The following is a 13,482-nucleotide window of genomic DNA, read 5'->3' on the forward strand; positions in this document are numbered from 1 at the left end:
TTACTTTTTTAGCTGCTTCGTGATTCTTTCTAGTCTTTCCACTACGTCACCAGTATAAAAAATTTTGTCGCACTCCGAGCACTTATAAAAGGCACATTCCGCACAATAACAATTATAGCTGTGCACTGATGTAATATAATCAAGATTCCACTCCTTAAAATTTAACCTTGATTAAACAATGGTTCCAGTATATCCGCATACTGTTCAAAAATCTCAAGTAATGTACGGTTCCAGTGACGGGCATCTTGTTTTGAATTTCCGAACACGTAATCTTCCTGTCCATAATCAATAACATCAAATCCCGGGATAGACTTGCTGGCACCATCCGTCCGATAAGAAACTGCATCTGCCAATGTAAAAGATACATTGCCGGGATCTGAGTATTCTACCCAACTGCTCAAATCCGTTCCTGTTGCTTCTTTTGCAGTTCCATTTTCAGTCTGTACATCAGCGGCAGGAGTGTCAATCGTCTCTCCATCCGCATACTCTCCATACATCTGATCGATATACAAAGAGAACGATTCGCTAAGCACCTCGGAAGGAACATGACCGCCATCCCACTGCCATTCAATATTGGCGTCAATGCCTGCATTCAACATTGCAATCTGAAGATTCAGAGAAGAAAACAGCGACATATCTCCCTCAGAAGCCCCCATCACGATTCTAACCCATGCGGGATTCTCTGTACTTTCTGCACCAATGTAGTTCAGTGGATTATACAGTTCAACAATGTTATTACCGTATTCATCGCCCGCTTCAATTTCCCCAATATCCGCCGCATAAGCTTCCACCATTTCCTCATAGGTGGAATAATCGAATGAATCTGTACTGCTTCCTGCCGCCTGTGTTGTTCCTGCATCGGGTGTTCCTACATCCATCATATCTCCGGTGCTGTTTTCTGCTACACCCCCATTAGAAAATCCTCTTTCCTCTGTACTATCTTCTGACAATTCATCATTGGGCAGATTTCCCCTTGGCAGTTCACCATCCGGTAGCTCGCCGCCCGGGCGTTCTCCACTCGGCTGTTTTTCATCGGAAAGCTTGCCATCCGGTAATTCGCCGCCTGACATATTGCTTCCTCCCGGCATACCTCCACTCAGATTTCCCCTGCCATCAAAACTTCCTTTTGCATATCGGCCTTCCAGAAACGCCGTCGCTTTATCGGCTGAAGTCATAGAAGCTGCTTCTTCATCGCTAAGGACATTACCATCTTCATCGAACCATGTCCAGCCTTCGGCATAGTCCAGATTATCCAGATACCACTGGAGATTCGATTGAAACTCGGCTAAATACAAATCAAGATACGTTCCATAATACCCATTTGTTTCGGGATGTGCTTCCAAATTATATTCAATGGTAAGGTCTATGGTATCTTCCTTATCTCCGTCTTCATTCAGGTCAAATCCAACAGACGATTCTTCTGCTGTCAGATTCTGACCGTTGATATATTCCATGTAGGCAGCGGAAAGATATTCCGCAAGCTGTGCCTGAAATGAGGTGCCAAATTCATAAGTGGTATCCATATAGTATTCAAAAGCCAGCGCCATATCTGCTTCTGCCAGAGAAGTAATGGCACTGTAAGCAACACATCCCCAAGCTCCATCAGATATTTCATAATCTGCGCCATCAATGGTTACAGTCGTTGTATATCCCCCATCTTCAAGCAGATATACCCCTACGGCGCCGGCTTCGATTTCATAATCATAAAAATCCTCATTATTGGAAGTTGCCGCAAACATTGCCGCATGCGCTCCCCCGCCGGAGCCGCCTGTTGACACGAAATAATCTGCATTCCCCGGCAGATTTCCGAGTAAAATATTATATTTCACATAACGGGCTGCATTTTTCTGATCTGTCAGGCAGGAAGGTGCATCTCCTGTATAGTAAGTTTCACCCGATTCATCTTCCGCAGTATCCTGTTTGCCCCGATTGCCGCAGGCAACATTGATATATCCCTCTACTGCATATGTGGCAGCCGCGAGGGTATTTGTGCTGGAACCATAGCCTGCCGCACCTGTATTCAAAATGACAGGGGCATCAGCAGCAGTATAAACCTGTCCATTTGTACTTGTGAGCTCTGCTTCATAATCAATCACAAGAGAACCTAAAACAGCGTCCGAATAAGTATCTGCGGTCACATCCTCTGTTCCGTCTCCATCGGTGTCAATGCCAGATACATAGGCCCCCGGCACACAAACAGATACTCCCTGCTGATCCGGAAGTTCCGGATATGCCACCGCAGATACGACGGAAAGCACCCATGCGTCATCCTGGGAAGAGTACGCCCATTCCTGTTCTTCATTGTTTGCCAGATTGAGTGTATCTTCAATGTATGCCTTTTGCTCCGCATCGGCAACCTGCGGCGATTCTTCCTGTGTCTCTGTACTCTTAGAGCAGGCACAGAGTCCTGCCAGCATTGTGAACGCCAAAAATACTGCTGTCATTTTTTTATATTGTCTCATAAAAAATCCTCCTGTACTGTAATGTCATCATTGTACAGAAGGATGATTGAAGTTATATTGAAGAATCCATATTATTTTATATAAGGGGGAGTAAAACTACAAATTCTACCTTGCTGTCATGGCAAAAAATCTGAATTTTCCCTTTATGGACAGTCGTTATCGCTTTCGCAATCGCAAGTCCCAGGCCATAATGCCCGCCATTTTCACTCCGGGCCATATCCCCGCGATAAAACCGCCCAAACAGTTTCTCTTTTTCCGCAGGGGGTATCTCATTCCCGTTGTTTAGAACAGAAAGTTTTGCACAACCATGTTCTTCTTTAAGCGTCAGTTTAATTTCTTTCCCGTTTTCTCCGTGGCAGATTGCATTATCCAGTAAAATAGAAACAAGTTGTTTCAGTTGATCTCTGTTTCCTTCAACAGAAAGTCCCTCTTGAATCTCATCATTCAATAAAAATCCCTTTTCAAAGGCAATACTTTCAAAAGGCAGCGCTTCCCCCTTAACCAGACGGCTGAAATTAAGCGGTTCAGTCCGAATATCAGAATTTTCTGTTCTGGTAAGTTCTAAAAGCTGTGAAACCAGATTTCCCATTTTTTCATTTTCATATTGGATATTAGAAAGCCATGGGTTCTCTCCAATCTCTCGTGCAAGTAATTCTGCGTTTGTACTGATTACAGAAACGGGCGTTTTCAGTTCATGACCTGCATCTGAGATAAACTGCTTTTGCTTTTGATGACTTTCTTCCAAAGGTTTTACAATTTTACCGGCCAGGTAAACTGCCACAAAGAACAATGCCGCCATCATAATACTTCCAAAAACAATCGTATAGCGAAAAAGCGTTGTCATACTTTGCTGCATGATTGTATTGTCCATAAAAGCAACTAATGTGTACCCGTCTTTTGCGGCTGCGGTATATAAAAGGTTCTCTATCCTGCCATTGTCTTTTGGGCTTTTTATTATCTCTGAAGCATATTTCTGAAGAACTCTGTCTTCATAAACGGTTCCTTTTTCATTGTCCATCGCCAGTATTTCACCATTATCCGAAATCGCCACCGAATAAAAAGTAGAAAGCTGAAACGCCGGATTACCATCAAAATGCGTAACCTCTGGATTATCAGGCGGCATGTTTACTCCTGGCTGCTGTTCCAGAGAATATAACTTTGCATACCGTTCAAGCATTTCATAATTGGAAGCAGATACCTCGAAATAGCTGGAACCGTATATAACTGCAAGTGTACCAAGATAGAGCAATGTAAGTACTGCCATAATCGCTGCAACAATTTTTCTTTTCGATTGTTTAAACATCGCTGCACCTCAATTCATAGCCAAGGCCCCGTACCGCCTTTATCTCCGTTTTTGCTCCTACAAAATTCAGTTTTTTTCTGGTAAAAGACATATAAACTTCAACATTATTGTATTCTGCATCACTGTCAAAGCCCCATATTTTGACAGCAAACTGCTCCCGTGTAAGTACCTGTCCCTGATTTGCAGTCAGATATTCAAGAATACGATATTCCTTTTCGCTCAGTTTTACATTCTGTCCGTTTGTAATGCAGCATAAAGTAAAAGTATTTGTATCAAGCTGTATATCGCCAAAAGAAAGCACTCCGTCCGGTGTGTTCATGCCACGTCTCAGAAGCGCACGCAGTCTGGCAAGCAGTTCTTTTGTCATAAAAGGTTTTGTCAGATAGTCATCTGCCCCACTGTCAAGCCCTGTTACTTTATCATCTAATTCTCCTTTGGCTGTCAGCATAAGAATAGGAGTGCGTATCCCCTGTTTTCTTGCTTTCTTTGCAATCGTAAAACCATCCAGCCCGGGCAGCATTACATCTAAAATAATAACATCGTAAACATCGCTCTCCACAGCATCCAGACCAGAGATTCCATCCCTATAACAATCTACTTCATATTTTTCTAACCGCAGTATCTCGCAAAGAGCCTGTGCCATTCTTTCTTCATCCTCGACCAATAGAATTCTCATTGTGCACACCTCCGTAATTTCATTATACCATAGAAGACTGAAAAAGAAATGTCCCCGATATTCTGCAGTGCTTTTACAGACAAACGCCCTTTTAAAAACAGCACATGCTGATTTTACCGTAAAAAACAAAAACCGCAAAACCCTTGATTTTCAAACGGATTTCACGGTTTTAAGATATGGACCTGGCGGGAATTGAACCCGCGTCCGAACTCTCAACCCCCTTTAAAATAAGGCTTTTTCAGCACTCGGTAATCAAAGGTAATCAATGAGGTAATCAAATTATTTTCTCAATTAATTCTTTTTTATAATCCATTCCAGATATATCGTATGTGTAATTGTTTACATTTACTTCTTCTGTATGCCCCAGGAGAGAAGATGCAACAACAGATGATACGCCTGCGCACCTCAGTTTTGAATTGAGAGTTCTCCGCAATGCATGAATGCTTTTTTCCGGTATCCCTGCCTGTATGCACTTGTATCGTATGCAGTGCGCTACCGATGCGGTATGCAACTTTCCATTTTCATTCTGAAAAACAAAATCTCCTATAAAACCATATTGCATTTCCACCTTTTTTATTTTGTGCAATAATTCTGAAATTTTTTCAGAAATAGGAAATTGTCTTTGCTTTCCGGTTTTTGTTGCTTCAATTACATATTCTCCAGTAATTCGATCATGTTTTTCTGAACGGCAAATAATTATGACACCCTGATTTTCTCTGACATCATCCCATTTAAGTGCAACAATCTCGCCAATGCGCATACCCGTGTATATGGCAAGTTCAACAGCATAACTTGGGATGTATTCTGGTTTTTTCTCTTGACTAATACGCAGCTGTGTCAAGAGCAACTGCATATCTTCCTGGCATACAGTTCGCTTTTCTTCATCTCGGACGGGACGGTTATAGAATTTGGAAAATCTCCTTGTCTCAACATAATCACATGGGTTTTCATTAATCACTCGCATAATTCTCGCATGTTTAAATACTCCACCGATGTAACTCATAAGAGCCTTCCCTGCCCGCTCTTGTAATTTAAGTCTTTTTATACTCTGAATCATAAAAGCAGTAATATCCTCTTCGTTGATTGCCCGAATATCTTTACATGCAAAGTCTGTATTGCTGAAAAATCTTTCATAATCAGAAGCATATTTTGCTAAAGTATTATTTGATACGCCATATGATACTTGATTTTTCTTCCAGCTTTCCCATAATGCGCTAAATCGATAGTCCTTTTTTCTTTCCTCTTCAATGCTTTTGTAATATTCGACAACTATATCTTCTATGCCTTTTTGTGATGAGCGTTTTTTTAGAATCCTCTTACCGTCATTGTCAATTAAATATGTACGCCACTTTCCATCCTTTCCTTCCCATATCGCATATGGATGTTTATCTAATAATTCTTTTCTCTTGTTCATTTCGACGTGCTCTTGCACGTATGACATATCTATCATACCATGTTCAAGAGCGTATTTCAACAAATCCTGATTTTCCATAATTTTAAAAGGAGCCAGGAATTCCTTTTTCGCTGGCCAGCGGCTCCAGACTCCTTTCTTTTATCTATTTAACATTTTCTTCTCTAAGTCTTCAAAGTCATACTCTCTCTGGTGGAAGTTATTAAAACGATTTTTTGATTTCTTTTTGCCAGAACGTTCGTTTAAATACCCTTCGAAATTATCTCCAAAGAGTGTTTTAGGCCTTAAGAATTTTTCCATTTCAGTTCCAATCCAATCATCACATTTCTTTCTGATGACCAGCTTCAAATCATCAACAGTATACTTTTCTTTCAGTCTGTCATTGATATACTCAATTGTGCTCTTATTGGTATATCTGTACTTTGTCCCGCATTTTTCATTCAAATAGTCGATCACAATTTTTATTTCATCTAAATTTTTTTTTTAGATGGATCACTATCTTCTCCCAATAATTCCTTGAGATAATTACGAAATCTATCATTCTTCACCTCGCTTATCTCTTTCTGCAATGCAGGTCTTATCTTCGGTGAACTTGTCCAATTATATTTGTGCCAGTTAATAACCAGAATTTCTTTTCTATCGAAATCATAGTCCACCATTTTGTATGTCGATATAAATTTATCTAGAATATTTTTTATTTGCTCTATCGAATATCCCATTTCTATCGACATTTGTTTTATACTTATTTCATAACATCCACACAAATTTGTATGAATATTAGTCAATATGTAAAGAAAAAAATACTTGTCTTCCGCTGTAAATTCGTCCATTACTTTTGTATCTTTCCAGAAAGACAAGTATATACTTCTGTATAAGGCCATGCTTTTTGCTCCTTTTTTTTCGCTAAGGTAGATACTCCGGAAATTGTTCGATACTCATCTGCCCCGGTATCTCTTCCGGCGGAACGTCAAAATATTTACAGGCCACGTAACTCCCTTTCCAGGCACGCGGCTCTGGATGTCTGCTACAGTCCTCCCGTTTCCCTATAATCCCATAATTGCAGCACTCTTTACAATGGTGTTGATAATTGGTGCCGCCGGAACGCAGGTACATTTCACTGATTCCTCTCATGTTAGTCTCCTGTTATCCTCTTTATGATTTTATCTGCAATGTCTTCTGGTTCCGGGTAAGACATGGTATCCGGATCCTTAATGGAGTTTATAATTCCCGCACGAAACGCATTGTAGAAGTCCTCCTTTTTGTTTAGTTCCTCTATGAGCTTGTTACATGCAAGAGCTAATGGAACTGGCTTTATCGGACACCAATCCGGCTTCTCATTTTCATTCATGATAACCGACTCGTCAACAATTTCACATTCACGAATAAATTCCCCAGTAACCATGTCTCTGAAAAGATTGCGAAACTTGCAATCTACACATCTTTCCGGCACATCCACCACAATAATTCCTTTTGCCATTAGTCCACCATCCTTGTCATTGGCATTGGATAGCCATCAGGAAGTGCATTTATCAGTTTCCTTTGTGATTGCAGCGCATAAATTTGTACGTTCACAAATACGTTTCTTTCGAAAGTCTCCAATGCCCTTATGTTGTTATCAATAGCGCCTATTAATTCGTCTCTAAAATCAGGCGTTAATGGTTTGCAAAAATGTTCTTCTTTCATCCCTATCCCTCACTTTCCGCCGGGCTTTTCAGCCAGTCTAAAATAATCGCCTCTGCATATGTTTGTGTGCATAAAAATCCAGTAGTCGCTCCGCAAGTATCTCTTTCTGCATCTTGGTACTCACATACTTTGCACGCAGAAAAGGTAGTATAAAACTCCGCCAATTCCTCATCCGTCATGCTCCTGATTTTGTCGGCGTTGGTCTGTTTGCGTTGACTCTTGATAAATTCCCGTACAAGAGGATAATCCTTGTCCATCGTAGACAGATGTTCCTTTGCGTCCTTTTTCTGATACACGATTACTGTATCTCCATCCTTTTTCGCTCGCAAAACCTCGTACGGATTTTTGCTTGTAGCAAGAATCATATATCCTTTTGATTCAAGAAAGCCCTCGAATGCCTGTAATTCACTAATACGCAAAATGCTTCTCGTTGCCATCACTCCACACCGCCTTTCTCGACAATCTCAATAGCCTGTCCAAATGCTCTTGATTCTGTATCTCTTATATCCATATTGTCTGTATCGCCTATTTCATCATATTTAGCCGCCCATTTTTCGGCATCTTCTTTCCAATCCTTCAAGTCTTCAATAATCTTTTCCTTATCAAAAGCCGCCGGAAGCCTTTCTATCTGCTCTTGTAAATCTGCAATCAAGTACGCCTTTGACAAATCCTTGCCTGCCCTGAACCTTGCATTTTCCAGGATTGTAATAACAGCATTTGCACTAATCAACTTGTCCTCCATCTATAACACCTCCGGCCTCTCGCACCGTTTAAACTCTATCCTCCATACCCACGGGTTTGCGTCCCACCCATAAAGCAGAAGGTCTTTCTTTTTGATAGTGTGATTCCACAAATCGGTAAATTCATTTTTATTCCCTGCTACATCAATAAGTTTCCTGATTCTTGCTGCATCAATCCAAATGTCCGCACATCCTTCTTTAATGACTTCTGCAATGGTTATGTCTTGCAATCTCTCCACCCGCACATCCGTAACCTTAAGCCAGATACGAGCTGCTTCTTTTGGCATGTGGATAGACGGTCGCCACGGTATTCCAAATCTGTGTGTACCGTCTGGATTTATCCATGTATCAACGTTAAATCCATCGGCAGCATATACATAACGTCCTGTATCTTCGATAATCTGGTCATTTCCGTCTAAATCGTACATATACTGCCATGTTTCACGGACATACAGAATATCTCCCGGATGATATGGCGCATGTGTGTATAGCGAATGCCCATACATGGGATATATCTTTTTAATGTTATAACTCCATACTGCACCATATATTTTCCAGAATCCCTCATTATGTATGGGTTGCGGCTTAACCACTCGCCTTGTAACCGTCTTTCTTCCGTCCAGAATCGCCCGAACCATGTCGGTGTTGAATAATATAGGTTTAATCATCGATTGCCTCCTTATGTCCTTTGCATGGATATTCCTGTTTGAAAAAATTCGGGTATGGAACCGCTGTTCTTGCATATCCTCCATAATGTTCCGTATAGTCACAATAGTCTGTACCAAATTCCGCAACCTTATGATGTACGCATTTTACACATTTGGGAGGTATTTTCTCCTTCTTAATCAGCATTCTTCGTCACTCCATTCTATCGCTTGTCCACATTTGCAATGATGTTCCTTTTTGTTTATTGGCTCTTTGCAATTAGGACATACATCTATTCCTTCGTATGGAATAATGAAACTCCGTTTAACAGGTTTCTTCGGATTCTGCTTTTTCATCGCCGCCCGGCACTCTTTCACTGTTCCAATTTTCCGGTACTGCTGTATTTCTTTCAGGGCTTTGATTGACATATTTAATGCTTGTGTAATATATATCGCCCTGATTTCCTTTAATGCGTGAACCTCCATATGGTCTTTAATCCGCTTAATCGCTTCTTTCTCTGTCATTCCTCTACACCTCCTTTTTCAACCTCTTTGATAGCCTCGCCGTATGCGTTTGCAGCCATTTCGCTTTGTTTTGCTTTTTCCTCGCATCCATCTTTTTTGTATTTTTTCACCCATTCGATGGAATAGTTTTTCCAGAACTCTAAGCCCTTGACTACTTTTTCTTTGTCAAATGCGGCAGGCTCAGAATATATGATTGTGATTATCTTCCCGAGCAAACACATATCCCCTTTTTCTACCAGTACGGGAATCAGTTTTTTAATGATAGAATTTGCACTAATAAGTTTATCCATTACATTTTCCTTTCCGCGGGCGAAACTCGCTCGCCAGAATCTCAAACTCTACACTGTCGTGTAATTTTCCGTCCTGCAACTTTGCATTCTGGCGATAGTATCCGCATTCTTTACCGCCATGCTTTTTGACAAAATTTCGGTATGCTCTGATTGCAGGATTTTCCACATATGCAAACCAAGAAACCCGGTTCATATGATAAACTTCAAACAAATCACAAATCGCTTTATACACATCCCTGGCAAACTCCAAAGTTCCTTTGTTAAATGAAATAATCCCAAATCTATCCGCATTCATTGAACCCCAGTCTACGGAATACGATATGTAACCTATTAGATTGTCATCCTCGTCAACACTTACAAAATGGTGGCTATCGTAATTGTTGTCCGGGATTTCTGGCGCCCTATCCCCTGTATATCCGGTATAAAACATATTCTCTTGCTTATACCAGGTTTTGACGTACTCTGTATAAAGTCTGTCTTTGTATAGCTGTGCTGGCATTAACATATTTTCGCTCCTTTCTCCGGGCGGTATTGCTCCGGAAGTGGCTGCCATGCGATTATTAAATTACTATAGGTCATAAACTCCTTTTCTTCTCCGTTATACAAAACGACAACCCTGTCCGAATAATCCTCATTTGGCAGTTTCCTTGACAACTGCACAAGATAGTATCCCGTTTTATTTGGTTTCTCCTCCACTGGAATCCATCTGTCATTCTCTTTGGTAGGGACATTAATGTCCTTACCATCATTCATGTGCTTATCAACCATTTCAAAGAATCCATCCAAATATCCAAACACAATATCCAGACTATATGAGCTAAATCCTATATGATATTCATTATCTGACAGGTCGTAATATCTTATTTCGTAATACGGCTTTTCTTTTGTTCCATGCACAACGATTTCCGCACTTGATACCTTGATTTTATAAGGCTCTTTTTCGGCTACTATCTCTTCCAGAATCTCCTCATATGTCATACCTCTACTCCTTTCTCCGGTCGGTATGGCTCAAATGGTTTCCATGCCAGCACAAAATCCTTCTTTTTGAAGAATAGCACTTTCGGGATACCTCCCCTGTCAAAGTCTATCTCCGATTCCAAAAATCTTCCTGTCATAAACCAGAGCAAGACATACCAGCCACCGCTATCAGGGTTGTACCATCCAACTGTCTCACCGTACTCTGTCAATATCCTATACTTGGGGCAAATTGCACCTTTATGGTTTGCATTATCCGGCAGCCTCTCCTCCGCCGGAATCCAATCGTCATTCATGTACTTTCGGATGATGTCTTCTACATCCGCGTACTTTAGTAGACATCCATCATCCATATCCGTTATGACTGGTAAATCATCAATCTCTTCCAGAATCTTCTCTAACATGTCAGCTCCTCCTTAATATCTAACAGCCTCATCCCTAGTTATAAAGAAATGGATTCCTGTGCTGCACTCATTCCACCGGTCTTCATCGAAATCAGGGACTTCGACTGTTTCTCCAACTTTATAAATAAAGTCAGAGCTGTAATCGCTTGCTACCTTCTCTATATCGGCCTTTGTACCATCCATATTTGTTATGGAGAGCACTTTTGCTTTGCTGCACCTGCATTTTCTTGTGGTTGCACTGCTTCTTTTTGCGTCTTCGCATACCTGTATTTCGACTATATATCTCCCTGCTTTTTTGTACCCGATAAAAGCTCCTTTTTCTGGGCACTGTAATGCAAACGCGCCTGTTCTTTCGTCATAGTCGGCTCCATACAGGTCGGCTCCATACAGGTTGGCTCCATACAGGTTGGCTCCACGCAGGTCGGCTCCATGCAGGTCGGCTCCACGCAGGTCGGCTTCATACAGGTATGCTTCATACAGGTCGGCTCCACGCAGGTTGGCTTTACTTCCTTCAACGTTTCTTGTGAATCTAGTTCTTAACCATTTTGCATGTTCGTCTAATATTTCTTTTAATCTTTCCTGATTCATATCTTCTCCTCCATCATCCTTATAATCTCATCCGCAATACGTTTATTTTCCTTTTCTAACCGTTCTAAGTATCCCTCCAGGGAAAGTTCCATCCCCTTCAGCTTTTCTATTTGTGCGAGGCGTATAAACTCTTCTACACACTCCCTGACATTGCCAAAATACCCACAGACCTTTTCGGCCGCTTTATCATTTCCGCTGCTATCTTTCCCGATGTACTTTTTCTTCAGAGTGTAATTCAGCGGGTCAATGTCAATCACATAGTTCTCTGCCAAAATGATTCTCATTTCCTATTCTCCTTCCGTCTTAATTACCCCGGCCTCTTTCGCCAGGTTTATGGTTCTGTCCGCTTTGTAATCTATTATTTCCCTTATTTCTTCTTCAGCTCCTAAAAGATAGGAGTTTTCCATTAGTGTGAGCCGCAAATCCCCCATTTCTTCTTTCAGGTTTTTTGTATCTCCATATCGTTTGTACTTACAGATTGCTTTTATAAGTTCCGCGCACTCCTCCAGCATTATGTCCAACTGTTTGTCTAGGCCATATGTGTCTGCAATCAGACGGGCTTTTCCTTCCAGGGTTTCCATTTCCATTATCTCTATCAAAGTCCATACCTCCTAACCAGTTCCTTATATCTTTCGTCAAAATGCAGCTTATCTTTTTTCTCCAGGGATTCCATTAACTCTGTTACGGTTACTTCTCCCTCGTTTGCCAATCGAACTAACCGGTTGCTTTCACGGATAACGTCTCCCATTCTTTTTCCGCTGAACCCATAGAGGTTTTTTAACGCCGTCATCAAGGTTATGGTATTAATGGTATTCGCCCAATCTTCCGCTTCTGTCCAGGCATCTCTCCAGATTTTCTCTTCCATCTTTTTTAGGTTTCCTTTTGCAGCTTTTATCTGCATAGAGATTTCATGGGCTTTTTGGTTTGATAAAGGCAGGCGTTTTGGCGGTGCCTTTCTTTTTGTTTTTAATTTGTTACTCATATATTTTTTATCTCCGTTTCTGATGTTCTCTGCTTATTCATCGCTCTTCCTCTCAATTCCTAAATCCCATAAAGTAATTTGACTTCTATATTCTTCCAGACGTGTACTTGACAAATCATAATAATATGGATCTTTTTCAAATCCGATATAATCAAAACCGTTCTTGTGGCAGGCAATAAGGCTGCTTGCAGAACCTACGTGAGTATCAAGTATTTTATCTCCCGGTTTTGCATATTTTGATAAAAACCAATCATATAATGCTATTGGTTTTTGTGTGGGATGAATTCTCTTTTCATTTAAAGCCTTATTCCCTTGTTGAATCCAACCTTCTGAAATAGATTTCCCCTGGAACATTCCATTCCACATGTATCGGAACAGACGTACCGAATCATGTAAACTACAGGCAGCTATCTCACAATCTGAAAAAACTGAACCCTGATTGCATTTATCCCAAATAATGCGGCCCGGTGGAAAATAGTAATCAAAATAATTGCACCCCCAGATAATTTGGTTTTGGGAAACCCTGAATAATTCATCGAAGTATCTTTTATCTGGTATGCTCCATTCATCTGATGGTTTATAGAAGCGCTTCACACCTATCGGGCTGATTGTTCTTCCGTAATAATTTCTGCGCTCTGGGCCAGAAAAGTATGGCGGGTCTACAATCGCTAGGTCGAAATACTTATCCGGGAACTGCGGAAGAAAATCCATGCAATCACCGAAAATAAAACTGTTCAATTCAATCATATTTTTCAAAGGAACCCGATATATCGTTACCCCGGCCGGAGGTTCGGCTCCT

At 41.0% G+C, this 13,482-nt stretch carries 23 protein-coding genes; all 23 read right to left on the minus strand.

Features of this window, described 5'->3' with window-relative positions:
* Positions 1–161 precede the first annotated feature (161 nt).
* Complete coding sequence (locus tag B5F53_RS11480) at positions 162–2,462, minus strand: hypothetical protein (protein ID WP_087223512.1); 2,301 nt, start codon at positions 2,460–2,462, stop codon at positions 162–164.
* A gap of 76 nt (positions 2,463–2,538) precedes the next feature.
* Entirely contained in the window at positions 2,539–3,765 is a 1,227-nt protein-coding gene (locus B5F53_RS11485; protein WP_204246930.1) for a sensor histidine kinase, read from the minus strand.
* Positions 3,758–4,441 carry a response regulator transcription factor gene (locus B5F53_RS11490; protein ID WP_087223514.1) on the minus strand — a complete coding sequence of 228 codons (684 nt, stop codon included), beginning with the start codon at positions 4,439–4,441 and terminating at the stop codon, positions 3,758–3,760. Before B5F53_RS11490 ends, B5F53_RS11485 begins: the two co-directional genes overlap by 8 nt.
* A 274-nt stretch (positions 4,442–4,715) precedes the next feature.
* Positions 4,716–5,855, minus strand: coding sequence for a tyrosine-type recombinase/integrase (locus tag B5F53_RS11495; protein ID WP_162610587.1), 1,140 nt, complete (start codon positions 5,853–5,855; stop codon positions 4,716–4,718).
* A 138-nt stretch (positions 5,856–5,993) separates the two neighbouring features.
* The gene (locus tag B5F53_RS11500; protein WP_162610588.1) at positions 5,994–6,308 is read right to left on the minus strand and encodes a conserved phage C-terminal domain-containing protein; all 315 of its coding nucleotides are present in this window, start codon (positions 6,306–6,308) and stop codon (positions 5,994–5,996) included.
* A gap of 14 nt (positions 6,309–6,322) precedes the next feature.
* Positions 6,323–6,733 (minus strand): hypothetical protein, encoded by a 411-nt coding sequence (locus B5F53_RS11505; protein ID WP_087223520.1) that lies wholly within the window; start codon positions 6,731–6,733, stop codon positions 6,323–6,325.
* A 22-nt stretch (positions 6,734–6,755) separates the two neighbouring features.
* Positions 6,756–6,983, minus strand: a complete 228-nt coding sequence (locus B5F53_RS11510; protein WP_087223522.1) for a hypothetical protein — start codon at positions 6,981–6,983, stop codon at positions 6,756–6,758.
* A 1-nt stretch (position 6,984) separates the two neighbouring features.
* A complete protein-coding gene (locus tag B5F53_RS11515) occupies positions 6,985–7,329 on the minus strand; it encodes a hypothetical protein (RefSeq protein WP_087223524.1) in 345 nt (114 codons plus the stop codon).
* Positions 7,329–7,535, minus strand: a complete 207-nt coding sequence (locus tag B5F53_RS11520; RefSeq protein ID WP_087223526.1) for a hypothetical protein — start codon at positions 7,533–7,535, stop codon at positions 7,329–7,331. The genes B5F53_RS11515 and B5F53_RS11520 overlap by 1 nt, the downstream gene beginning before the upstream one ends.
* 2 nt (positions 7,536–7,537) lie before the next feature.
* Positions 7,538–7,972 (minus strand): hypothetical protein, encoded by a 435-nt coding sequence (locus B5F53_RS11525; RefSeq protein WP_087223528.1) that lies wholly within the window; start codon positions 7,970–7,972, stop codon positions 7,538–7,540.
* Entirely contained in the window at positions 7,972–8,277 is a 306-nt protein-coding gene (locus B5F53_RS11530) for a hypothetical protein (protein WP_087223530.1), read from the minus strand. The genes B5F53_RS11525 and B5F53_RS11530 overlap by 1 nt, the downstream gene beginning before the upstream one ends.
* Positions 8,278–8,943: a hypothetical protein gene (locus tag B5F53_RS11535; RefSeq protein ID WP_204246931.1), complete on the minus strand. Its 666-nt coding sequence runs from the start codon at positions 8,941–8,943 to the stop codon at positions 8,278–8,280.
* Positions 8,936–9,127 carry a hypothetical protein gene (locus B5F53_RS11540; RefSeq protein ID WP_087223532.1) on the minus strand — a complete coding sequence of 64 codons (192 nt, stop codon included), beginning with the start codon at positions 9,125–9,127 and terminating at the stop codon, positions 8,936–8,938. The genes B5F53_RS11535 and B5F53_RS11540 overlap by 8 nt, the downstream gene beginning before the upstream one ends.
* A complete protein-coding gene (locus tag B5F53_RS11545) occupies positions 9,121–9,444 on the minus strand; it encodes a hypothetical protein (RefSeq protein WP_087223534.1) in 324 nt (107 codons plus the stop codon). Before B5F53_RS11545 ends, B5F53_RS11540 begins: the two co-directional genes overlap by 7 nt.
* Positions 9,441–9,734 (minus strand): hypothetical protein, encoded by a 294-nt coding sequence (locus tag B5F53_RS11550; RefSeq protein WP_087223536.1) that lies wholly within the window; start codon positions 9,732–9,734, stop codon positions 9,441–9,443. The genes B5F53_RS11545 and B5F53_RS11550 overlap by 4 nt, the downstream gene beginning before the upstream one ends.
* Positions 9,727–10,239, minus strand: a complete 513-nt coding sequence (locus tag B5F53_RS11555; RefSeq protein ID WP_087223538.1) for a GNAT family N-acetyltransferase — start codon at positions 10,237–10,239, stop codon at positions 9,727–9,729. Before B5F53_RS11555 ends, B5F53_RS11550 begins: the two co-directional genes overlap by 8 nt.
* Positions 10,233–10,712: a hypothetical protein gene (locus tag B5F53_RS11560; protein WP_087223540.1), complete on the minus strand. Its 480-nt coding sequence runs from the start codon at positions 10,710–10,712 to the stop codon at positions 10,233–10,235. The genes B5F53_RS11555 and B5F53_RS11560 overlap by 7 nt, the downstream gene beginning before the upstream one ends.
* Positions 10,709–11,113: a hypothetical protein gene (locus B5F53_RS11565; protein ID WP_087223542.1), complete on the minus strand. Its 405-nt coding sequence runs from the start codon at positions 11,111–11,113 to the stop codon at positions 10,709–10,711. The genes B5F53_RS11560 and B5F53_RS11565 overlap by 4 nt, the downstream gene beginning before the upstream one ends.
* A 12-nt stretch (positions 11,114–11,125) precedes the next feature.
* A complete protein-coding gene (locus B5F53_RS11570) occupies positions 11,126–11,701 on the minus strand; it encodes a pentapeptide repeat-containing protein (RefSeq protein ID WP_087223544.1) in 576 nt (191 codons plus the stop codon).
* Positions 11,698–11,985 carry a hypothetical protein gene (locus tag B5F53_RS11575; RefSeq protein WP_087223546.1) on the minus strand — a complete coding sequence of 96 codons (288 nt, stop codon included), beginning with the start codon at positions 11,983–11,985 and terminating at the stop codon, positions 11,698–11,700. The genes B5F53_RS11570 and B5F53_RS11575 overlap by 4 nt, the downstream gene beginning before the upstream one ends.
* A 3-nt stretch (positions 11,986–11,988) precedes the next feature.
* Complete coding sequence (locus B5F53_RS11580; RefSeq protein ID WP_087223548.1) at positions 11,989–12,300, minus strand: MazG nucleotide pyrophosphohydrolase domain-containing protein; 312 nt, start codon at positions 12,298–12,300, stop codon at positions 11,989–11,991.
* Positions 12,297–12,683 (minus strand): hypothetical protein, encoded by a 387-nt coding sequence (locus B5F53_RS11585; protein ID WP_087223550.1) that lies wholly within the window; start codon positions 12,681–12,683, stop codon positions 12,297–12,299. Before B5F53_RS11585 ends, B5F53_RS11580 begins: the two co-directional genes overlap by 4 nt.
* A gap of 33 nt (positions 12,684–12,716) precedes the next feature.
* Positions 12,717–13,430: a DNA methyltransferase gene (locus B5F53_RS11590; RefSeq protein ID WP_087223552.1), complete on the minus strand. Its 714-nt coding sequence runs from the start codon at positions 13,428–13,430 to the stop codon at positions 12,717–12,719.
* Positions 13,431–13,482: the final 52 nt, after the last annotated feature.

Origin of the sequence: Blautia sp. An249, from assembly GCF_002159835.1 — a bacterium.
GTDB lineage: Bacteria > Bacillota > Clostridia > Lachnospirales > Lachnospiraceae > Blautia_A > Blautia_A avistercoris.

Coding starts and splice junctions, on each gene's coding strand:
- B5F53_RS11480 (WP_087223512.1), bottom strand. CDS start 2,462: ATGAGACAATATAAAAAAATGACAGCAGTATTTTTGGCGTTCACAATG.
- B5F53_RS11485 (WP_204246930.1), bottom strand. CDS start 3,765: ATGTTTAAACAATCGAAAAGAAAAATTGTTGCAGCGATTATGGCAGTA.
- B5F53_RS11490 (WP_087223514.1), bottom strand. CDS start 4,441: ATGAGAATTCTATTGGTCGAGGATGAAGAAAGAATGGCACAGGCTCTT.
- B5F53_RS11495 (WP_162610587.1), bottom strand. CDS start 5,855: ATGAACAAGAGAAAAGAATTATTAGATAAACATCCATATGCGATATGG.
- B5F53_RS11505 (WP_087223520.1), bottom strand. CDS start 6,733: ATGGCCTTATACAGAAGTATATACTTGTCTTTCTGGAAAGATACAAAA.
- B5F53_RS11510 (WP_087223522.1), bottom strand. CDS start 6,983: ATGAGAGGAATCAGTGAAATGTACCTGCGTTCCGGCGGCACCAATTAT.
- B5F53_RS11515 (WP_087223524.1), bottom strand. CDS start 7,329: ATGGCAAAAGGAATTATTGTGGTGGATGTGCCGGAAAGATGTGTAGAT.
- B5F53_RS11520 (WP_087223526.1), bottom strand. CDS start 7,535: ATGAAAGAAGAACATTTTTGCAAACCATTAACGCCTGATTTTAGAGAC.
- B5F53_RS11525 (WP_087223528.1), bottom strand. CDS start 7,972: ATGGCAACGAGAAGCATTTTGCGTATTAGTGAATTACAGGCATTCGAG.
- B5F53_RS11530 (WP_087223530.1), bottom strand. CDS start 8,277: ATGGAGGACAAGTTGATTAGTGCAAATGCTGTTATTACAATCCTGGAA.
- B5F53_RS11535 (WP_204246931.1), bottom strand. CDS start 8,943: ATGATTAAACCTATATTATTCAACACCGACATGGTTCGGGCGATTCTG.
- B5F53_RS11540 (WP_087223532.1), bottom strand. CDS start 9,127: ATGCTGATTAAGAAGGAGAAAATACCTCCCAAATGTGTAAAATGCGTA.
- B5F53_RS11545 (WP_087223534.1), bottom strand. CDS start 9,444: ATGACAGAGAAAGAAGCGATTAAGCGGATTAAAGACCATATGGAGGTT.
- B5F53_RS11550 (WP_087223536.1), bottom strand. CDS start 9,734: ATGGATAAACTTATTAGTGCAAATTCTATCATTAAAAAACTGATTCCC.
- B5F53_RS11555 (WP_087223538.1), bottom strand. CDS start 10,239: ATGTTAATGCCAGCACAGCTATACAAAGACAGACTTTATACAGAGTAC.
- B5F53_RS11560 (WP_087223540.1), bottom strand. CDS start 10,712: ATGACATATGAGGAGATTCTGGAAGAGATAGTAGCCGAAAAAGAGCCT.
- B5F53_RS11565 (WP_087223542.1), bottom strand. CDS start 11,113: ATGTTAGAGAAGATTCTGGAAGAGATTGATGATTTACCAGTCATAACG.
- B5F53_RS11570 (WP_087223544.1), bottom strand. CDS start 11,701: ATGAATCAGGAAAGATTAAAAGAAATATTAGACGAACATGCAAAATGG.
- B5F53_RS11575 (WP_087223546.1), bottom strand. CDS start 11,985: ATGAGAATCATTTTGGCAGAGAACTATGTGATTGACATTGACCCGCTG.
- B5F53_RS11585 (WP_087223550.1), bottom strand. CDS start 12,683: ATGAGTAACAAATTAAAAACAAAAAGAAAGGCACCGCCAAAACGCCTG.
- B5F53_RS11590 (WP_087223552.1), bottom strand. CDS start 13,430: ATGATTGAATTGAACAGTTTTATTTTCGGTGATTGCATGGATTTTCTT.